Source organism: Kocuria subflava, assembly GCF_012163155.1.
Taxonomy (GTDB): Bacteria; Actinomycetota; Actinomycetes; order Actinomycetales; family Micrococcaceae; genus Kocuria; species Kocuria subflava.
Genome location: NZ_JAAVUN010000001.1, coordinates 156,378 through 176,857 on the forward strand (window position 1 = coordinate 156,378; position 20,480 = coordinate 176,857).

Sequence of the window (20,480 nt, forward strand, 5' to 3'; positions counted from 1 at the left end):
CCTCAGGGGTGGTTGCCGCCGTAGTACCGGCCCAAGGTCTGGTCCCGGTAGTCCACATAGGTTCCGTTGTTCATGGCCTCCCGGGCGCGGTCCACCAGGCGAACGGTGAAGCGTTCATTGTGGATGGAGGCCAGCGTGGCGGCCAGGCGTTCCTTGGCCTTGAACAAGTGGTGGATGTAGGCGCGGGTGTAATGGGCGCACGTGTAGCAGTCGCAGTCCGCGTCCACGGGGGTGAAGTCCCGTTTGAACCGGGCGCCCGTGATGTTGAACCGACCTTCAGGGTGATACACGGCCCCGGTGCGGGCAACCCGGGTGGGGGAGACGCAGTCAAAGGTGTCAGCACCGGCTTCAAGGGCCACAAAAATGTCATTGGGCTCGGAGATCCCCAGCAGGTGACGGGGCTTGTTCTCCGGCAGTTCCTCCGCACACCACCCCACAATGGTGCCCAGGTTCTCCTTTTCCAGGGCCCCGCCGATGCCGAAGCCGTCGAAGTCCATGGCACCCAGATCCTGGCAGGCCTTACGCCGCAGGTCTTGGTACTGGGCCCCCTGAATCACGCCGAACAACGCTTGGTAGGGGCGGTGGGAGCGAGCTTCCGTGAGCACCTTGTGCTCGGCGATGCAGCGCATGGCCCACAGGCGCGTGCGTTCCAGGGCTTCTTCCTGGTAGCCGCGCGAGTTGCGCAAGGTGGTCAGCTCGTCAAAAGCGAACATGACGTCCGCACCGATCCCGTGCTGCACCTTCATGGAGATCTCTGGGGTGAACCGGTGCTTGTCCCCGTTGAGATGGGAGATGAACGTGACGCCGTCGTTGTCCACGGCGGCCAGGCGTTCTTTGCCGGCGGCGACGTCGTCGTCCCCCACCGTCCCCGCTGCCGCAGCGGTGGACATGTTGATGACCTTCTTGAACCCGGAACCCAGGCTCATGACTTGAAAGCCCCCGGAATCCGTGAAGGTGGGGCCGTCCCAATTCATGAACTGCCCCAGGCCACCGGCCTCATCCAGGAGGTCATGACCGGGACGCAGGTACAGGTGGTAGGCATTGGCCAACAGGGCTTGCGCGCCCAGCTCCTTCATGGACTCCGGGAGCACGGCCTTGACCGTGGCGGCCGTGGCCACGGGGATGAATGCCGGGGTCCGGATCTCACCGTGTGGCGTGGCGATGGTGCCGGTGCGGCCCAACCAGGGGCCGTTACGACCGTCCGGGCGCGGTGTGGTCTCCTCCAGGCGGTTCTGGATGGCGAACCCGAACGTGGAGCGTGCGATCTCCCAGCTCATCGGCCCCATCCCACGTGGGCCAGAGCCTGCTCGATCAACCGGCCACGACCCCCTGCAAACTCAGCCTGAACATCCGTGCTGAGCGCCTCCTCCGGGGTCAGCCAGGACAGCTGCAGGGCGTCCGCGCGCGGGGAGCACTCACCGCGCAGGGCCACCACGTAGTTCAGGGCCACGGCGTGCTGCCGCTCATCCGTGAAACCAGTCTCCGAAGGATGCGGAAAGTACTCCGTGACGGAGAACGGCACGGTGGAAGGCGGAAGCTGCGGCATGGCCAACGGCCCCAGGTCCTTTTCCAGGTGACGCAGCAGCGCTGCCCGGATGGTCTCCCGGTACAACACCCGCCCGGAGACCAACGCCCGCTCCAACTCACCGGTGGCGTTTGGCTGCAGCAACAACCCCACGTCCGTCACACACCCCAGCGGGTCCAGCTGCACGGGCACGGCCTGGACGTAGACCATGGGCAGACGACGCCGCGCCTCACGGAGGTCATCCTGGTTGAGCCAGCCTGGGTTGGGGTCCGGGGTGCGTACGGAACTCATGGTTGTTTTCTACCTCATCCATCCGGGGCGTCAACAGCACTCCCGGGCCGTTCAGCGATCAGCGCACGACGACGCCGCCCACCTCGGCTTCCCAAGGAATCTTCCCGTGGACAACCGCGCTGGCCGTTTCACACCGTGGCCTCCAGGCGCGCTGCTGCTTCCAGGGCGGTCCATGCTTGGACCTGGGTGCCCAGTTCCACGGTGCGGCCCACCGGCTGGGCGGTGTCCGCGTGTTCCAGCGGGTTGGGGGAGAAGATGGCCACCACCCGGGCGGGATCCGGTTGAGCCTGGGGATCGTTGAAGTCCAGGTCCGGATCAAACTCCCGGCGTCCGGCCCAAAAGGCATCCGCGGTGTCCAGAACCAGGCGGCGGGCCGTGGCGCGAGCCTCCGGGTCCAAGGCCTTGGACTCAGCGGCTTCTGCCAGGTAGCGCACCAGGATGCCGGTGAACAGCCCGGCGTCCCCGGAGCCATGGGTCTTGAGCACCCGGCGATTGCCCATGTCCCGACCGAACTCTTTGTCAGCGCCTGCAATGATCTGTGCCGCAAATGTGGCCCACCGCTTGGTCTCAGCCCCCGTGGAGGTCTGTGCCAGCTCAACGGCTGCCGCCAGGGCCGGACCGGAGTTGTAGGTGTAGACGGCTTCTTCCAGCTTGGTCCCGGTGGAGCCGTCGTCGTGGGTGACGATGTTGATGCCGTCCTTGAACACACCCTTGGAGGCATCCCACAGGTGGCTTTCCAGCCAGCTCAGCAGGCTGGCGCACTCCTGGGCGGCGTGGGTGCGCACCGCAATCAGCGCGGCGGGACCCGTGGTGGCGGTGTTCTTGTAGGTGCGCTCGCGGGTCCAGAACACGCCGCCGTTCAAGTCACCCGTGTGGGCATCGCGGATGGCCTTGAGCAGGTCGGATCCGGCCTTGGTCAGGTGGCGGGTCTTGCCGCCGGCGTCCTCCTCCAGGTGGCGGAAACGGCCCAGGGCCAGCATGAGCCAGGACATGTCGTCGTAGTAGTTGTTGAACACCACCTGGCCGCCGCTGCGCAGGGCGATGGAGCGCAGCAGACGGTGGGCACGTTCACGTGTGGGTCCAGCGTCCTGGCCTGATGTGGCCTCCCGTTGGGCGGCATCCACCAGGGCGTCCAACAGGTGTGCCTGCCACCAGTAGTGCCACTTGGTGGAGAACTGCGTGGGGTGCGGGAACTCCACCGCACCGATCCACGTCCCCGGAATCCCGAACAGACGTTCGCCAAACAGGGACTGCACGGACCGTGCGGCCAGGCCTGCACGTTCGCGGCGGTCTTCGTTGGCGCCGGTGATCAGGGAATGGGCGGGGTCGTGACTCATGGGGCTCCTCGGGCGGATCAACGCCGGTCAAGCGTTGGACGGCAGTGGGTGTGGATCAAGCGTAGCCAGCGTGCGGTTGCTGACGAAGGTCATCTCATCCCCGCTGACGGGGTGGCGGATGCTCAGGCTGCGCGCCAGCAGTTGCAGGGGCTGGGAAGTGTCCTGCCCCTCGGGGGCGATGATCTCCGGATAGAGGGGATCCCAGCGGATGGGGGTACCCGCTGCGTTGAGATGCACCCGCAGTTGGTGGGTCTGCCCGGTGGTGGGGTGAAGACTCAGGGCGGCCCAGGCGCCGTCGTGATCCGTCCAGGGCTGGGGGAGAAGCGGCTGCATCCGCGTGACCGCATTGGCCGGGCCGTCCACCTCGATCGCTTGCAGGCTACCGGCGGGCTTTTCGATCCTGCTCTCCCGAATGGCGGGCAGGCCCGCGAGGCCGCGGCCCGGGGGTAGATGGACCACGGCCTCGTAGCTCTTGCGGGTGTGGCGGTCCTGGAACTGACGCTGCATGCGACCGCGGATGGCCGGGTCCCGGGTGAACAGCAGGACGCCCGCGGTGAGTCGGTCCAAGCGGTGGGCCGGTGCCAGGTCGGGTTCCTGCCGGATGTGCCGCAGCAGGCTCAGGGCGGTGTTGCGCACGTAGGAGCCCCGCGGCGTGGTGGGCAGCCCGTGGGGTTTGTCCACCACCAGAAGATGGGCGTCCTCAAAGATGACGGGCAACTCCCGTGGCACACCAGGTTCCGGAAGGGCTGGGCGGTGATACCAGACGGCCCGACCGGCACAGGGGTCTGCTGCGCGGACGGGGACTCCTGAGTCATCCACCATGGCGTTCGTGGCAAACAGCCGTGCCAAGTCCTGTGCGGAGCGCGGGAACCTGGCCAGCAGGTGCGCGGCCACGGACTCGGTGGTGTCCGGCAGCAAGACCCGCACGGCATCCACTCCCGCACGCTGCGGCAGCGCGGAGGTGGGACGACGACGGCGGGACACGTAACGATCCTGCCACCAATCAGGTGGGTGCACGTATGTGGATTGTGTTACGCCTGGTGAGAGGGTCCTGGTGTACGTTTGGGCAGGTCAAAGGATGTCCAGCCCGACTGGGGCCGGGTGGGCCATGGAATGAAGTAGAGGTTTTGAACAGTGACCTGTAATTATGACGTGGTGCCGGGGGGCTGTAGCGCAGTCTTTACCACGGTCAATCGCGAAGCTGACTCGGCCGCAAGCGATGGAAAGTCTGCCGAGCGAAGTCTCGAGAGCATGAGGGACGCGGCCGTTCACTCAAAGCTTCGTGGAGTTCTCGATACGTTGATCGATGAAACGGTAGTTCCTAGTATGCAGGGAATCGTTGGGCGAATGTATTCAGCTGCCTACCATGGAAATGAGGCTCTCGGCCACATGGTCCATGGCGACGAGATTATGGCGGAGCAAGCAACTATCAGCTCGCGCGGGATCAACTACCCGGACATGCCTGGAAACGGGTGGTGACGTATGCCCTACATTGACAAGAGTGGCCTCACTCGATGGGAAAATCCAAATGATTTCAACTGGAATTCATTTGACTTCATGCGTTACGCGGAATCATTTGCAAGTCGAGTCAGTGAAGGATATGACGCCTGGCGACTCTTGCCAAATTTATACAAAGGTCCAGGCGAGGATTTGCTCTTCACCACTCTCGATACGTCATCTGATCGGGCGGAATCCATAGATCTCTATGCCCGTCAAGCTTATCGGGTCTTTGAGGATTTCGTGGGTGAATTGGATCGCCTGAAGCGCAAGCTCGACGACCTCAACAATGACATTCAATTTTTCGAAGCCCAACATGGCCACAAATCGATTTTGGAACTCGATCCAATTTCACACGCACGTTTCATTTTACTCAGTCTTAATGTTAAGGGTATCCAGAATGAGTACGAGGATGCCGTCGATGCGGTCGTCGAAAAGTTAAATAAGGCTGATGGCTACAACCTGGGTGAGGTCGCGAGTGGCGCTGGGTGGATGGCCTATGGAATTGGCGCGACGATTGGGGCTGGTGCCGCGGCAGTTGGCCTCGATGAAAAATTGGCGCCTGTGGCAGAAAGGGTATTGGGCCTAAATCCCCCGTCAAGTAAACAGGGTTCGGGAGGGGCGCAAGGCAGAACTGACATGCCATCCAGTGAAGCCCCCAACTACTTTCCGGGCGTTCCTGGCGGCAAACTGCTGACGGGTGCGGTCGACGGACTCACCCAGGAGAGTGGGTCGGCGGATCCCCAAAGCCGCGATGGTGATCGAGGGCGCGAAAAAATGAACGCCAGTAGTCACGCAAGTAAAAGCGCAGCGATTTATGATGGCGTGACCTGGCGAAACATGAGTGGAAGTGAATTCATTCATTACGGCAGCAAATTGTTAGGGAGCATCGGTGTAGTTGCATCCTTTCAGTCGTCCTACGAGGCCAAGTACGAAGAGCGGCGAGATTACTGGGCGCAGAGTGGCGCAGGTATGACGGCTAGAGAGGTGTCATCTGAGGCGCAGCACGATGCGGCGGCGTATGCTGTGGCGAATGCCGCGAGTAGTGCAGTTGTTGGTGCTTCTACTGGTTCAATAACTGGCACGGCAGTGGGTGGCGTTGCGGGTGGCGGTGCTGGTTTGGTGATCGGAGCCGTCGTGGGTGGCGTCGCGTCTTGGCAGTTCGAAGATAGGGCGGTCATTGCCGGAAATCCTGGCGGTGGTGATTCAACTTCCACGCCTGATTTGTTTGGGGATTTTGCTATGGAAACCTGGAGAAGTGTCAGGGAGGTGTCTTCGCCGTATACTCAAACGTATAATGAATTTTTGGCGCCTGTGGATTCAAATCCGCGTGTACCAGGAGGGCGTGATGGTTACATACAGCAAAACGGCAAGAAATCGAATTGGAAGTATAGCCGCTAGGTGATAGGTGCGGGGAATATGGCAGCCGGAATGGTAATGGGTGCATGGGTATTTGTGTCAACCATGGGGCTTTTTGTGTACCTCTGGTTCAAATCTGAAATCACAGGGTGGGACAAATTTGGGTGGGGGTGGCTTCCGCATGTGTTCATCGGCATAGCATCATGGGGGGTGGTTATGATGGCCATGTCTGTTTCTGCGTATTCGCCCCATCGTGTGACGTTTGACCAACCATGGTTGGCATGGGTGCCAGTCGTGGCTGACACTTTCCTGCCATGGGGTGGAGCATTCGTGGTCTTCGTGGTCTGGCCCGTCAGTTTTTGGCTGGGCTTCCTTCCTTCTCCCCAGTGGACCAAGCCCAAGCGGTTGCGATCGCTTCAAGCCAAGTAGCGTTCCGCGTTGATCAGTTTGCGGTCAGTAAGACGTGCCGAGGCGTCCTCGTGCCCACATGTTGCCGTCCCGGGGTGGCGCCAAGTACCTGGGGGCACCTTGAATCATTGGCGCTATGTCCCAACGGGGCCACTGGGTTCGCGCGCACTTGCATCGGTGGAACTCCTGCCGGCGTCGTCTTTGCCGGCTCAGTGGCAGGATTTGATGGCATTGGACATCGGTGCAGTACGTGCGGAACTCTCCTGCGCAAGTTTGTTGTATTCACGAAGGATCAAGAACGACTCAGGTGGGTCGCGTTGGTCTTTCCGGGTGGTCGGGTTCAACGGCGCCGACTGGCTTTATTACGACACCTGGTATTCACGCCGCGGGCCCGGTGTTCTGCGCGTCACGCAGGTCACCCATCAGGCGGACTTCCCCCAGGTCCCAAACTTTTGTGAACCGGTTCTGACTGGGTGGGAGGGGCAGGTTCGTGATGTTCAGCAGCCGCCCAAATTGATCACGGAGGTTGCCGGGGATTCCATGCATTGCACGGGACCGAAGGTCCTTCACTTTGGGGCCGGATCGTATTTGGCATGGTCGTGGGGGTCCACGGAGTTCAGGCCGTTGGACTTCACATGTGCGTTGGACACCTTGGATTTTGTGGGTCGATTCCAGCCGCAGGAAAACATTGGGTCTCTGACGGAAAGATTCAACATCTCTGCCGCCAAGGAGGCCCGCCAACTGGGCATGATCGAGGGCGAGTGCCTGTCACCCCTGGGGGAGTACTGCTCGGTCCTCTTTGGGTCATCGCCGGACTTTGTGCTGTACGGACTGAGGCGCAGAACCGACCTTCGCTGCCAGGTGTGGTTCCAGGACGATCGTGCGGTGCTGCGCACCAACTGGTGGGGGCCAGTTGTCTTGGACGCCAAGCGCGTGGGTGTGATCAATGTTGCCAGGCAAGACCTTGCGGGAGTCCTGGCTTGGATGACTGGACTTCACGACGGCGCATCGACGTTGTCCCTTGCGGCGCGGAACTTTGATGAAGCCCGCTACGAATTCGAGAACAATCCGGCGTCGGGTGGTGCGTTGAACCTCACCTGTGAACCCCAGGATGAACCCGATTTCGTGTGTGAACCGGCGTCGTGGATTTTGCACCGGCCCCATGACAACCACGCACGCGGTTGGATTCAATCCGCCCATTCAGGTGTGATTCGGGCCGAACAAGAACTCCCCGGTGTGCACGAGTACGCACCAGTCAGCGCTGACCAGCTGTACCAAGAGTTTGTGCACGCTTTCCGCAAGGAGGACGTGGCTGCCAAGCAGTAGCGGCTGCGCATGAACTCCGCACCCTCTAGGGTGAGGGGGCAGGCCCAACGGCAGACGTCACCGGGCAATGGAGGAACCGTGCCTACACCAGCCGAACCCGCAGCCGAGCAGGTGGTGCTGCTGGATCCCCACCACCAGCCCATCGGTACCGCGCCCAAAGCAAACGTCCACACCACTGACACCCCGTTGCACCTGGCCTTCTCCTGCTGGGTGGTCAACGACGACGGTCAAGTGCTGCTCACTCGCCGTGCCCTGAGCAAAAAGACCTGGCCGGGGGTCTGGACCAATTCGTTCTGTGGCCACCCCGGTCCCGGTGAGGACTTCCAAGATGCCATCACGCGGAGGGCTGCTCAGGAGTTGGGAATGGAGATCACCAACCTGCAGGAAGTGCTCCCAGACTTCGCCTACCGAGCCGTGGATGCCTCCGGTGTGGTGGAGAACGAGTTCTGCCCGGTCTGGGTGGCCCAAGCCGCCAGTCAGCCGCGTCCTCAAGCCTCTGAGATCGCCGAGTTCACATGGGTGGATCCCGCTGACCTGCTGGTGGCCTCCCGCGGTTTGGCGCGGGTGTTCAGTCCGTGGCTGGTGGAGGAGATCGCGGAACAGCCGCTTCAGGAATCCCTGGGCCTGGCCGCAGGGTCCTAGACTCCTCGGCGCAACCGCAGCCCCTTGGGCGTGGTGGAGAACCCGGCGTGCACCAACGCGTCCCGCACGGCGGTCTCCAAGCCCCCTGCACCCAGCACATGACGGCCGTTGATCTTTTCCACGGACAACTTCTCCGCAGCTCCGGCGTGCACCAGATCAACCACGGCGGGTGCACACAGCCGGATCAAGGCGGGATCGTCCTGGAACACCAGGACGGTCCTGCCGCCGCGCTCGAAATAGAGCACGGGGGTACCGTCCACGGAGACCACCACGGCACCAGCTTTACGGCCCGGTCGGTGGCGTGTGGCAGCGTCGTCGTCCGGGGAAGCCAAGACCTGCGGCCAGGGAAGCGTTGCGCCCCACGGGTTGGCGGGGTCGGTGGCGGCCAGAGCCAACACGGAGGGCTCGCGGGGTGTGGTGCGTGCTTGCTCGTCATCGGCAAAGGTGCGCAACCGATCCACCGTGGAGGACTGGGCGAACTGGGCGGCCCCCAGACCCTCGATGAAGTACCCACGCCGCGTCTGCCCGGCGTCCTCCAGTGCCGTGAGAACACGGTAGATCCCGGAGAACCCACCGGGCAGGTCCTCCGCTTCCACGGCACCGCGGGTCAGCACTCCGTAGCGGTCCAACAACAACTCAGCCCCGGCACTGGCCCGCACCGTGGGCTCCAGCGGCTCCGGCGCCACCAGAGACCACCGGCCCGATGACTGCAGCTCCGCCGCCGAACGCGGCCCACTGGCCCGAGCACCTTGCTGGCGAGGCCGCAACCGTGCGGCACCCCGGCGTCCGGCCGAGCGCGCCACGGGTGTGCGTGCCTTCTGTTTGTGTGCCCCGCCGCCACCGGCCACCAGGGAACGCACAGGGGCAAAGGTGTCATTGGTGATCAGCCCTGCCCACACCAACTCCCACAAGGCCGTGGTCAGGTGCGGCATGGTGACCTGATGCCCCCGGTCAGCAAGGGCCGGAACCAACTGGTGACTGAAACGCGCGGCACCATCGGCCAGAACCTCCAACACAGCGGCCTGGAGCACGTCCGTGATCCCCGCAGCGGTGGCTTTCAGCTCGGCCCGTGGCGGCAGCGTCAGCTCCTGGGACTCGGCCAGATGCAACGCCAGCCAACCGTCATCCCCGCTCAGGGAACCGGCACCGGACCACAGGATCTCCCCGGCCGCCAGTTGCTCATCCAGAAGATCGGGGGAGTAATCGCTGATCCTGGCGCGCAACACCAGAGGCTCCAGCGCGGAGGCAGGCAGGGCCAGCCCACCCAGCTGGTCCACCACGGTCAGCAGACCGTCCGCCCCACGCAACCGGGCATCGGAACCCACGTACTGCCAGGGCGGCAGGAATCGGGCGTAGACCTCCGGCGCCACGGGCTCCACCTGCTCCCGCAGTGCAGCCAGGGAACGACGCCGGATTCGGTGCAACACCTCTTTGTCACACCACTCCGTGTCCCGGGTGTGTGTTCCGGCCGGGAGCATCTCCAGCGGACGGAACTCGCCCTCCACCACACGGCGCTGGGCGGCCAGCTTCTCCAAGGTGGAATTGACCACTGCCACCCCCAGGCCCGTGGCCGCTGCTGCCTCCTGGGCCGTGAACGGTCCGTGGGTTCGGGCATGGCGACCCACAAGATCTCCCACAGGGTCTGCCACCGGTTCCAGGAACGTCACCGGGACGCCGTGCGGGATGGGGGCGCCCAGGGCATCACGTAACCGGGCGGCATCCTCCACCGCCGCCAGTTTCTCCACCCCGGCCAGCCTGACCGTGAACGCGCGGTTCTCCCGGGATAGTTCCTGGGCCCACTGCTGAACGTCCTCACGGGAGGCCGGGTGGGGGTCGTCGTCGTGGTGTTGGGGGTGGTTCAACCGCTCCGTTGCCTGTTCCACGGTCAACGGGCCCAGCAGGCGCAGCAGATCAGCCAGACCCTCAGCACCCTTCAACCGGCGGTTGGGGGCCGTGTACTGGAGTTCGGCCTCCGTGCGGGTGATGACGGCGGCATCCAACAGCTCCCGCAACTGGGCACGCCCCAGCAATTCAGCCAAGAGGTCCGTGTCCAGGGACAGGATGGCTGCCTTGCGCTCAGCCAGTGGGGAGTCGCCCTCATAGATGAACTGCCCCAGATAGCCGAACAGCAGGGTCTTGGCGAATGCCGACGGTGACTCCGTGGTGGTCTCCACCACCCGGATGGTGCGCCGGTTGATCTCCCTGTGGATCTCCTGCAGCGCGGGGAGGTCGTAGACGTCCTGCAGACATTCACGCACGGTTTCCAACACGATGGGAAACTGCGGGTAGCGGCGGGCCACGTCCAAGAGCTGCGCGGAACGCTGACGCTGCTGCCACAGGGGGGTACGTCTGCCGGGATCGCGGCGGGGCAACAACAGGGCGCGGGCGGCGCACTCCCTGAACCGAGAGGCGAACAACGCGGAGGAACCCACCTGCTCGGTGACGATCTGATCCAGTTCATCGGGGTCGAACAGAAAGATCTCTGCCCCCGGGGGATCCTCGTCCGTCAAGGGAATCCGCAGCACAATGCCGTCGTCGGAGGCCTGAGCGGCACCGTCCAGACCCCAGCGTTCCTCGATCCGGGCACCCACGGCCAGTGCCCACGGGGCATGAACCTGCAGTCCGTACGGGGAATGGAGGATCACCCGCCAGTCCCCGAGCTCATCCGGGAAGCGTTCGATCAGCAGCGTACGGTCCGAGGGCACGTGGCCCACGTTCTCCTTCATCTCTGCCACGTAAGCCTGAAGGTTCTCCCGGGCCCACTGATCCAGACCTGCTGCCGTGAGCCGGTCCGTGGAGGTGGACTCGGCGGCACCGGAGATCTCCCGCAGGAACGCCCCCTGGGCGCGTCCCAGCTCCACAGGCCGGCCCAATCCGTCACCGTGCCAGAAGGGGAGTTTTCCCGCCTGCCCCGGAGCAGGGGTCACGGTCACCCGGTCATGGGTGATCTCCTCGATCCGCCAGGAGGAGGCGCCCAGCGCGATCACATCCCCGGTGCGGGATTCGTAGACCATTTCCTCGTCCAGCTCACCCACCCGTTTGGGGGCTTTGTCCTCCGGGCTTCCGGCAATGTGGACCGGGAACAGGCCCCGGTCCGGGATGGTGCCACCGGAGGTCACTGCAAGACGTTGGGCCCCGGGCCGGGCCGTGAGCGTGCCCTCATCCCGGTCCCACACCACGCGCGGTTTGAGTTGGGCAAATTCATCCGAGGGGTAGCGCCCGGACACCAGGTCCAGCACGGCCTCGAACGCGCTGCGCGGCAAGCCCAGGAACGGTGCACTGCGGCGCACCGTGTCCCACCAGTCCTCCACGCCAATGCTCTCCAGCGCGCACGCCGCCACGGTCTGCTGCGCCAGTACGTCCAGGGGGTTGGCGGGAATGTGCAGGGACTCCACCCGCCCGGCCAACATTTGCTCCACGGTCACCGTGGCATCCAGCAGGTCCCCGCGATGCTTGGGGAACAGCCGCCCGATCGACACCTCACCCACCTGGTGACCGGCTCGCCCCACTCGCTGCAGCCCAGAGGCCGCTGAGGGCGGGGACTCGATCTGAACCACCAAATCCACCAGGCCCATGTCGATCCCCAACTCCAACGAGCTGGTGGCCACCACACACCGCAGCTGCCCGCTCTTGAGGTCCTCCTCGATCAGTGTGCGTTGGTCCTTGGACACGGAGCCGTGGTGGGCCCGGGCAAGCACCGGTGCGGCGCCGTCGTAGCGCCCGTGCTGGCGGGACGGTTCGGCAGCCCCTGGATCCTGCGAGTGTTCCACCCGGAAGGCGTGGATTTCATTGAGCCGGGCCGTGAGTTTCTCCGCCAGACCCCGGGAGTTGGCAAACACGATGGTGGATCGGTGGGCCTCCACCAGATCCACCACCCGCTCCTCCACGTGCGGCCAGATGGAGGCCACGTTGGCGGGTTCATCCTCCACCGCGGCGTCCCCGAACGGTGTTCCCCCCAACGACGACGACGCACTCGGTCCGCCCAACACCGTCATGTCCGGAACCGGGACGCTGACCGTGAGATCCCACTGCTTCTGGGACTGTGGGCGCACCACAGCCACGGGTTCACGCCCACCCAGGAACCGGGTGACGGTCTCCACCGGTTCCACGGTTGCGGACAACCCGATGCGTTGGGCCGGCTTTTCAAGCAGGTCATCCAGGCGCTCCAGGGACACCGCCAGGTGCGCGCCACGTTTGGTCCCGGCCACCGCGTGGATCTCGTCAATCACCACGGTCTCCACCTGCTCCAGGGCGGAGCGGGCCTTGGAAGTCAGCATCAGGTAGAGGGATTCCGGGGTGGTGATCAGGATGTCCGGCGGGGACGCCACCAGGGCGCGACGAATGGCCTGCGGGGTGTCACCGGAGCGCACCCCGGTGGAGACCTCCGGCGGTTCCAGGCCCATGCCACGCGCGGTCTGGGTGATGCCGATCAACGGGGAGCGCAGGTTACGCTCCACGTCCACGCCCAGGGCCTTCAGCGGGGAGATGTAGAGAACTTTGGTGCCCTGCCCGGCCGGTGTGCCTTGCCCGGGTTCACCACTGCTCATCAGGCGATCAATCCCCCACAGAAAAGCGGAGAGGGTTTTGCCCGACCCGGTGGGGGCCACCACCAGAGTGTGCCGGCCATCAGCAATGGCGTTCCAGGCGCCGTCCTGGGCTGATGTGGGGGCATTGAACGCTCCGGTGAACCACCGTCTGGTGGGTTCGGAGAACCGATCCAGGGCGGTGGCGTGGGTGGGTTGCTCAGGTTGCTTGGGCTGCTCAGGCACCAAAAGCCTTGATCTCCAGTTGCATGATCTTGGGATTGCCGCACGCCTGGGTCTGGTACGGGACGGTCAGAGCTTCCGTGTTCTCCGGCGGGTATATCACCAAGTGATCAGAGGTGTGCGCGTTGCACACCTGACCGTAGTTGTTGGCGTTGCCTTGCTTGAGAGCGGCGGAGGCAGATCCACCGGGCAGGACCGTCACGGTTGCCCCGCTGCCACCGGCCCGTTCTGCCGGTACACCGATCATGGCGCCGTTTCCATCGGCAAAGGAGACGCCGGGGAAACCGGAGAGCTTGCAGGCCTGAGCGGACTCATTTGTCAGGCTCAGCGCCAGGATGGTGGAGCCGGTTGCACCTTCCTGCGGGGACACCGTGGCGCTGAGGTGCTGGGTGGTGCAGTTCTCCACCGAGGCCACAGCACCTCCCTCAGCGGCACCAGGTGGTGCAGTGGTGGTGGGCCGTGAAGCTGCACCACCGGAATCGGACTCCGAATGCTGTTCAGCAGTGGCGGACGGGGCCGGAGTCGATTCCGGTGCGGCGGAAGCCGGGGCATCCGGCGTGGAGGTCGCTTCAGCAGGTTCCTGGGCGGGGGTACTACCAGTGGCTGAGGCTTCCGGGGAAGCCGTGGAACCGGACTGAGTTGGTGAGGAACCTTCAGTGGTCCCCGTAGGGGTTTGCGCGGTGGTGGCAGGAGCGCTGGCATCCTCCGAACCCGTGCCGCAGCCGGTTAAGGCCAAGAATGCAGTCAGCGCAACGGCAGAGAACATTAGGCGGTGCTGACGAACAGACATGGCGGGCTCCTGTGGGGGGACAGGTCCGGAGCTACCCGGAACGGTTGGCAGCGCACGGTGTGTGCTTGCTCTCATCCTAGGGTTGGGCTCGGACAACACAGTGGCCGCGCCAGCACCGAACTCACCGGGGCGGCAGGGCTGCCCGCAGCACCTCCGCCAGCGTCAACCCCTCGGCATCCGTGCCCTGGGAGATCTGGGTACGGCAGGAGAACCCATCGGCCAACACCATGGTGCCGTCAGCTGCGGCACGGATCTTGGGGAAGAGCTCCCGCTCGCCCAGGGTCTGGGAGACCTCCAGGTGGCCGGGCTCAAAGCCGAAGTTGCCCGCCAGCCCACAGCAACCACCGCCCACCATGTCCACGTCCACTCCCAGCCGATCCAAGACGGCGAGTTCGGGGTCATAACCCAACATGGATTTCTGATGGCAGTGCACCTGGCACACGGCCTGGGCGGATTTTCCCTTGACCGTGAGCTTCTGGAACGGCCAGTCCCCGCCGGCATCCACGTGATCAGCCACGAACTTGCCCAACGTCACGGTGCGTTCAGACAGCGTCTTGGCCCGCGGATCCCCAGGCAGCAGCTCGGTGATTTCATCCTGCAGCATCACCGTGCAGGAGGGCTCCAGGCCAATCACCGGGTAACCGGCCTCCAACAGTGGCTCCATGACACCCAGGGTGCGGGCAACTTCGCGTTTGAGGGCGTCCAGCTGACCGGTGGAATGCCAGGTCATGCCGCAGCACACGTCCCCCATGGGCATGAGCACCCTGTAACCCATGGCCTCCAGGACCTCAACGGCGGCCTTGCCGGGGCCATCGCTCATGAAGTTGGTCCAGGAATCCGGCCACAACACCACGGAGGGGCGGCCCTCAGGGTCCTCACCGGGTTGCAGGTCCTGACCGGCTGCCTTGGCACGGTTCTTGAACCAGGAGGCCAGTGGCCTATTGGCAAAAGTGATCATCTCCCGCTGGGTTTCCACCCCGCCGAGCTTCATCACGGTTTTCTGCAACGGCTTCACGCCCATGGCGGCATTGGCCACGGCCGGGATGCCGGGAACCAGGTTCATCGACCGGGCAAGGACCGGCAGCCAACCCATCACAGCGTGAGCCATGGGGCGGCGGTTGCGGCCCACAAAGCTGCGCAGGCCCTCACCGTAGTGGTGGTGCAGGAATTCGGACTTGTAGGTGGCCATGTCCACGTTGACCGGGCACTCGGTGGCACAAGCCTTGCAGGACAGACACAGGTCCAAGGCCTCCAGGGTCTCCTTGGACTTCCACCCGTCCTTCAAGTTCTCCCCGCGCAGCATCTCCGCCAGGGAACGCATACGCCCACGGGTGGAGTGGACCTCATCCTTGGTGGCCACGAATGACGGACACATGGCGCCGACGTCGGACCTGCACGCACCCACCCCCACACAGCGGTTCAGCGCACCGGCAACCGACCCGCCGTCGTGACTGAATGCGTGCACCGGGGTGAGGTCGAATTTCCGGGCACCGGGGCCAGGGCGGATGCCTTGATCAATCGGTTCCGGATCCACCAGCACACCCGGATTGAACAGCCCGTCCGGGTCGAACGCACGCTTGAACTCGCGGAAGGCCTGCAGTGCCTCAGGCGAGTAGATGGTGGACAGCAGCGCGGAACGGGCACGGCCGTCACCGTGCTCACCGGAGACCGAGCCGCCGTAGCGGTGCACCAGTTTGGCGGCGCGGTCAATGAACGTCCGGTAGACCTGGACCCCGTCCTCGGTGTTGAAATCAAAGGAGATGCGGATGTGCACACACCCCTCACCGAAGTGCCCGAACGGGATGCCGCGCAGGTCGAACTCGGCCAACAGCGCGTACAGGTCCCGCAGATAGTCGCCTAGGTGCTGCGGGGGGACGGCGGAGTCCTCCCAACCGGGCCACGCCTCACCGCCGTCGGGAAGCCGCGTGACAATCCCGGCGCTGGCCTCCCGGATCCGCCACAGATCGCGTACCTCTTGGGGATCGGTGACCACGACGGCGTTGCGCACGCTCACCGATCCTGCTGCATCCACCAGTCCCCGCAGCTCATGCGCGCGTGCCTGGGCAGCCTCGCGGGTGGCGCCGCCGACCTCGCAGTAGAGCCAGCCGTTGCCTTCCGGCAGCTGCTCTCCAGCGTTCTCCTGGCCGGGGCGCGTGCGCAACGCATCCAGCAGGTCCCCACCCATGCCTTCAATGGTGGCCACGTCCTTGACGCGCAGAGCCGGTGCGGCCGTTGCGGCGTCAAAGGAGTCGTCAAAGCTGAGCACTGCCAGGGCCGTGTGGGCGGGCTTGCGCACCAACTTGACGGTCATGCGCGTGATGATCCCGCAGGTGCCCTCCGTGCCGGCGAATGCCTTGGCGGCATCAAAGCCGTTCTCCTCCAGCAGGTAGTGGAGTCCGTAGCCGGAGACCTGGCGGGGGAACTGACCCAACTCGGTGCGCAACATGGCGCGGTGGTTGTCCCTGATTCCGGTCAGGGTCTGTGTCAGCGCGGGTTCGCTGGTGTCCCCGGCGGACAGTTCCACCTCCCGGCCGTCGGCCAGCATCACGGTCACGGCCACCAGGTTCTCAGCGGAGGTTCCCCAGGCCACCGAGTGCGAACCACAGGCGTTGTTGGCCACCATCCCGCCGATCGTGCAGCGGCTGTGGGTGGACGGGTCCGGGCCGTAGGTCAACCCATGCGTGGATGCAGCATCACGCAGCTGATCGCAGATCACGCCAGGTTCAATCACGGCGGTCTGGGACTGAGGGTCAATGGAGATGATGCGGTTGAAGTGGCGGGAGGTTTCAATCACCAACCCATCCCCCATGGCGTTGCCTGCCACAGAGGTGCCACCACCACGGCCCACCACGGACCACCCGCGCTCGCGGGCCAGGGCCAACAGGTCCCGGATCTCCTCCACCGATCGTGGCTCGGCAACGGCAGCAGGCAATCGCCGGTAGATCGAGGCATCGGAGATGTAGGCCGCGCGGGTGGTCAGGTCATCACGCAGAAGGTCCTTTGCTCGTGTGGCTGACTGCTGTGCCGGGGTGGTCTGTGCTGGGTAGCTGGTGGTCACGACTCGTGCTCCGTTCAGGGACGGTCAACCGGGACCGCCGAGTGTCCGAGTTTGGATGTTTCAACACGCCGCAAACGTCCAAAATCGGGCGCTGGGCAGTGCGGGTGATCACCATTCGGGGGCGATGGTCACCTCTGCCCCGTCCAGATCCTCCGACCACTCGACCTGGCAGGTCAGGCGGGAGTCCTCATGGCGGGTGTCATCCAGCATGTCCAGGACGTCTTCTTCCTCGTCACCGATCGGGGATTTGGCCCCGGCGGTCTGCGCGGAGGCGCCCAAGTAGCAGTGGCAGGTGGAGCAGGATGCGTTGCCACCGCAGGTTGCCAGGATGGGGAACTTGTTGCGCGTCAACGCCTCCATCAAGGACTCGTGATCCTCCCACTGCACACCCTCGGTGCGGGCGCCGTCGCGGTCGGTCACGTTCACGGTAATGCTGCTCACGGGCTGGATCCTCCTGGCGGCTGTGTCTGATCAGCCGTTGTTCCGGGTCAAAGGTGTTCATCCCATTCTAGGTCGCCGCCCGGAGACGGCGAACCTGCCGTTGCCCTGCTTTGCCTCCCGCCGATTCGGGCAAACCGTTGACAGTTTGGTACGCCATCGGCAGCTCATGGCGTACCAAACTGTCCCCGGCTTGCCGCCGGCCCCGGGCATGACAAAGGCCCCCGCCTCCCCGGAATCCCGGGGCTGCAGGGGCCTTTGTGACTGGCGGTGACGGAGGGATTTGAACCCTCGTTGGCTTTTACACCAAACATCATTTCGAGTGATGCACCTTCGGCCGCTCGGACACGTCACCAGCCCGAGAATCGTAGCGGAGGGGCATACGGGCTTCAAAATTTCTGCAAGTGCGCATCTGCACAGGCTCAGCGGTCTCGGTGCCCGCGAAAGAACTCTCGGATCAGCTCCCCACATTCCTCGGCCAGGACGTCCCCGTGCACCTGAGTCCAGTGATTCAGCGCAGGGTTGCGGACCACGTCCATCACGGATCCACACGCACCGGCCTTGGGGTCCCAGGCGCCCAGCACCACCCGCGGAATCCTGGCCAACACACTGGCACCTGCGCACATGGCACACGGTTCCAGGGTGACCACCAGCGTGCAGTGCTCCAGGCGCCATCGCCCCAGGGTGTGGGCAGCCTCCCGCAACGCCAGGAGTTCGGCGTGCGCGGTGGGGTCACCGTCGGCTTCCCTGCGGTTGACGCCTCGGCCCACCACGGCGCCGTCGTCGTGAATGACCAGCGCAGCAATGGGTACGTCTCCGGTGGCCAGTGCAGTGGGGGCCAGGTCCAGGGCGGAGCGCATCCACGCGTGGTGCTGGGTGGAGTGGGGCTGGTGATGAGGACTCACGGGGCGGGCTTCCTGGTGCAGGTGTGCGGGGAGGGCAGTCAAGGTCTGCCTCTGATAATTTTGCGGCATGCGCGTCACAGTCCTGGATCACCCCTTGGTTGCCCACAAACTCACGGTTCTCAGGGACCGGAACACTCCGTCGCCGGTTTTTCGCCAGTTGGTGGAGGAGCTGGTGACCCTCATTGCCTACGAGGCCACCCGTGAAGTTCGTGTGGAGCCTGTTGAGGTGACCACTCCGGTGGCCACCGCCACCGGTACCGCTCTGAGCTCTCCGCGTCCGTTGGTGGTCCCCATCCTGCGTGCGGGTCTTGGCATGTTGGAGGGCATGACCCGTTTGGTGCCCACCGCAGAGGTCGGCTTCCTGGGCATGGCCCGTAACGAGGAAACCCTGGACATCGTCACCTACGCCGAGCGCCTGCCCGATGACCTCAGTGGCCGTCAGGTGTTTGTGCTTGATCCCATGCTGGCCACCGGCAGCACCTTGGTGGAGGCCATCAAGTTCCTCCGCAAGCGCGGCGCAGCCCAGATCACCTGCCTGTGCCTTCTGGCGGCCCCGGAGGGCCTGGAGGCCTTGGAGTCCAAGCTCGATGACGACGACGTTCACGTGGTGCTTGCCGCAGTTGACCAGAAGCTTGATGACCGTGCCTACATCATTCCGGGCCTGGGTGATGCCGGTGACCGCCTGTATGGGGTTGTCGACTGACCTGAGACAGGGGTGACCGTGCCCTGATGTTGAACAGGACCCCTGTTCCGGAAGATCCCGGAGCAGGGGTCCTGTTCTGTGTTGTCCAGCAACACCTGGTGGTGCACAGCGTGTGCTGGATTGTCTGCGGGTGAGTATGAAAAGCTACTCATACGTATCTCAGATAGTGAGACAAGCATGATTTATTGTGCAACTCATTGACCGGTAGTCATGGTTTTGTTAGCCAATCGTGATTGGGGTGCGAGCCTGGAGAAAACGCCGTACATGCGCCCAAATAGGCGATACCGCGCGACTCATTAACTCCACAAAGGTGGCGATTTCCAACTTGTCCCCAATTTGCCGTTGCCGTATCTCAGAATATGAGACGATCACCTAATTGTTACTTGCTCTTTCTGGGGGTAAAGCATGAAGATGGTTGTGCTGCATTCAGTGAGCGTTCAGGTTTCGGCGTCGTTCGGAACGTCTTGCTTGTGGGAGAGATGGGACAGCCTGCGCGTGCGCCCTGCAGCAACTGGGTATCGGCCCAACTTTGGGCTGCCTGTGGTGGACCCCTGATGGGGTCACAAATTTGAGGAGCAGTAATGGCGGGTGCATCCGGCTACGTCCACATCTCGCAGCGAAACCGTGCCGCAGCTGTGCGGCACCAAGCCGCCATGGGGGAGGGCCTGGCGTCCGGGCAACGTCCCCATACAGGACCTGCCATGCGCTCCATGGTCAACGGTGCACCAGGGGATGTGCAGACAGACCGTCGGCTCGCCCCCCATGAAGCTCCCGTCCAGGCCCCGGGCAATGAGGCTCGCGGATTCGTGCTCTACGTCGGTCTGGATGAAACCAAAGCGGCGCAGGACGGCACCACGTTGGTGGAAGTTGTCCGGCACTTGCGGCGCGCCGTTGCCGAACTCTCCCCGCAGGCTGACACCTATGCCGCCGTTGCCCTGGCCCAGGCCGGTGCCCAGGGAACCGACCTCCAGGTGGTCCGTAACGCGTTGGGGGATCCCACCACCGGATACAACCGCGCTGAGCAGGTGGTTCCCAACAGCGCCGTCGTCGACTCTGAACCCCGTGCCCCACAGTCTGCCGGCGTCCTGATCGACCTTTCCCGTCGGGAGGTCCTCCTGGACGGGGACGTGCTGAACCTGACGTACAAGGAGTTCGAACTGCTGAACTACCTGGTGGAGAACGGGGCACGCACGGTGGGACGTGGAGAATTGATCGGCAACCTGTGGTCAGGTGCTGAGGACGTTCCCAACGAACGCACCATCGACGTTCACATCCGGCGCCTGCGTTCCAAGCTGGGGCGGTTGGCCAACACCGTCCGCACCGTGCGCGGTCAGGGTTACCGCTTCTACGACCACCCGGAAGTAGTGGTCTGGGCGGCTCCGGAATACTCCATCTGATGCACGGGGCCGGGTGCCGGCCTCGTGAGAACATGGCG

At 64.2% G+C, this 20,480-nt stretch carries 15 protein-coding genes and 1 tRNA gene; 6 read left to right on the forward strand and 10 right to left on the reverse strand.

Annotated elements, in window-relative coordinates; genetic code table 11:
* Positions 1 to 2: 2 nt before the first annotated feature.
* From tgt to GTW58_RS00730, 4 genes are all read right to left on the reverse strand, one after another.
* Positions 3 to 1,277: a tRNA guanosine(34) transglycosylase Tgt gene (gene tgt / locus GTW58_RS00715; RefSeq protein WP_189587230.1), complete on the reverse strand. Its 1,275-nt coding sequence runs from the start codon at positions 1,275 to 1,277 to the stop codon at positions 3 to 5.
* Positions 1,274 to 1,816 carry an NUDIX hydrolase family protein gene (locus GTW58_RS00720; RefSeq protein ID WP_047691529.1) on the reverse strand — a complete coding sequence of 181 codons (543 nt, stop codon included), beginning with the start codon at positions 1,814 to 1,816 and terminating at the stop codon, positions 1,274 to 1,276. Before GTW58_RS00720 ends, tgt begins: the two co-directional genes overlap by 4 nt.
* A 128-nt stretch (positions 1,817 to 1,944) precedes the next feature.
* On the reverse strand, positions 1,945 to 3,153 hold the full coding sequence (locus tag GTW58_RS00725) for a glycoside hydrolase family 76 protein (RefSeq protein ID WP_119932134.1): 1,209 nt from the start codon (positions 3,151 to 3,153) through the stop codon (positions 1,945 to 1,947).
* Between the two features lie 27 nt (positions 3,154 to 3,180).
* On the reverse strand, positions 3,181 to 4,170 hold the full coding sequence (locus tag GTW58_RS00730; RefSeq protein WP_232817912.1) for a pseudouridine synthase: 990 nt from the start codon (positions 4,168 to 4,170) through the stop codon (positions 3,181 to 3,183).
* 138 nt (positions 4,171 to 4,308) lie between these two features.
* Between GTW58_RS00730 and GTW58_RS15070 the strand changes: the two genes are divergently transcribed.
* From GTW58_RS15070 to idi, 4 genes are all read left to right on the forward strand, one after another.
* Complete coding sequence (locus GTW58_RS15070; RefSeq protein WP_425338819.1) at positions 4,309 to 4,632, forward strand: hypothetical protein; 324 nt, start codon at positions 4,309 to 4,311, stop codon at positions 4,630 to 4,632.
* A 3-nt stretch (positions 4,633 to 4,635) separates the two neighbouring features.
* Positions 4,636 to 6,051, forward strand: coding sequence for a hypothetical protein (locus GTW58_RS00735; RefSeq protein WP_157980413.1), 1,416 nt, complete (start codon positions 4,636 to 4,638; stop codon positions 6,049 to 6,051).
* A gap of 591 nt (positions 6,052 to 6,642) precedes the next feature.
* Positions 6,643 to 7,743, forward strand: coding sequence for a hypothetical protein (locus tag GTW58_RS00740; RefSeq protein ID WP_157980414.1), 1,101 nt, complete (start codon positions 6,643 to 6,645; stop codon positions 7,741 to 7,743).
* Between the two features lie 78 nt (positions 7,744 to 7,821).
* A complete protein-coding gene (gene idi / locus GTW58_RS00745; RefSeq protein WP_232817913.1) occupies positions 7,822 to 8,385 on the forward strand; it encodes an isopentenyl-diphosphate Delta-isomerase in 564 nt (187 codons plus the stop codon).
* Here the strand turns inward: idi and GTW58_RS00750 are convergent.
* The 6 genes from GTW58_RS00750 to tadA all read right to left on the reverse strand — a co-directional run bounded on the left by GTW58_RS00750 (position 8,382) and on the right by tadA (position 18,411).
* Entirely contained in the window at positions 8,382 to 13,154 is a 4,773-nt protein-coding gene (locus GTW58_RS00750) for an ATP-dependent helicase (protein ID WP_119932139.1), read from the reverse strand. The genes idi and GTW58_RS00750 overlap by 4 nt on opposite strands.
* Positions 13,147 to 13,941, reverse strand: coding sequence for a DUF4232 domain-containing protein (locus tag GTW58_RS00755; RefSeq protein WP_157980415.1), 795 nt, complete (start codon positions 13,939 to 13,941; stop codon positions 13,147 to 13,149). The genes GTW58_RS00750 and GTW58_RS00755 overlap by 8 nt, the downstream gene beginning before the upstream one ends.
* A gap of 121 nt (positions 13,942 to 14,062) precedes the next feature.
* On the reverse strand, positions 14,063 to 16,933 hold the full coding sequence (locus GTW58_RS00760) for an FAD-binding and (Fe-S)-binding domain-containing protein (RefSeq protein WP_198673399.1): 2,871 nt from the start codon (positions 16,931 to 16,933) through the stop codon (positions 14,063 to 14,065).
* Positions 16,934 to 17,107: 174 nt separating this feature from the next.
* Complete coding sequence (locus GTW58_RS00765; protein WP_047692593.1) at positions 17,108 to 17,440, reverse strand: 2Fe-2S iron-sulfur cluster-binding protein; 333 nt, start codon at positions 17,438 to 17,440, stop codon at positions 17,108 to 17,110.
* 262 nt (positions 17,441 to 17,702) lie between these two features.
* Positions 17,703 to 17,792, reverse strand: a tRNA-Ser gene (locus tag GTW58_RS00770).
* Positions 17,793 to 17,859: 67 nt separating this feature from the next.
* On the reverse strand, positions 17,860 to 18,411 hold the full coding sequence (gene tadA / locus GTW58_RS00775) for a tRNA adenosine(34) deaminase TadA (protein ID WP_119932142.1): 552 nt from the start codon (positions 18,409 to 18,411) through the stop codon (positions 17,860 to 17,862).
* On the opposite strand from tadA, the gene upp reads away from it, so the two are divergent.
* Entirely contained in the window at positions 18,410 to 19,045 is a 636-nt protein-coding gene (gene upp / locus GTW58_RS00780; RefSeq protein WP_119932143.1) for a uracil phosphoribosyltransferase, read from the forward strand. The two genes, tadA and upp, sit on opposite strands and share 2 nt — an antisense overlap.
* Positions 19,046 to 19,626: 581 nt before the next feature.
* Positions 19,627 to 20,442: a winged helix-turn-helix domain-containing protein gene (locus GTW58_RS00785; protein WP_119932144.1), complete on the forward strand. Its 816-nt coding sequence runs from the start codon at positions 19,627 to 19,629 to the stop codon at positions 20,440 to 20,442.
* Positions 20,443 to 20,480: the final 38 nt, after the last annotated feature.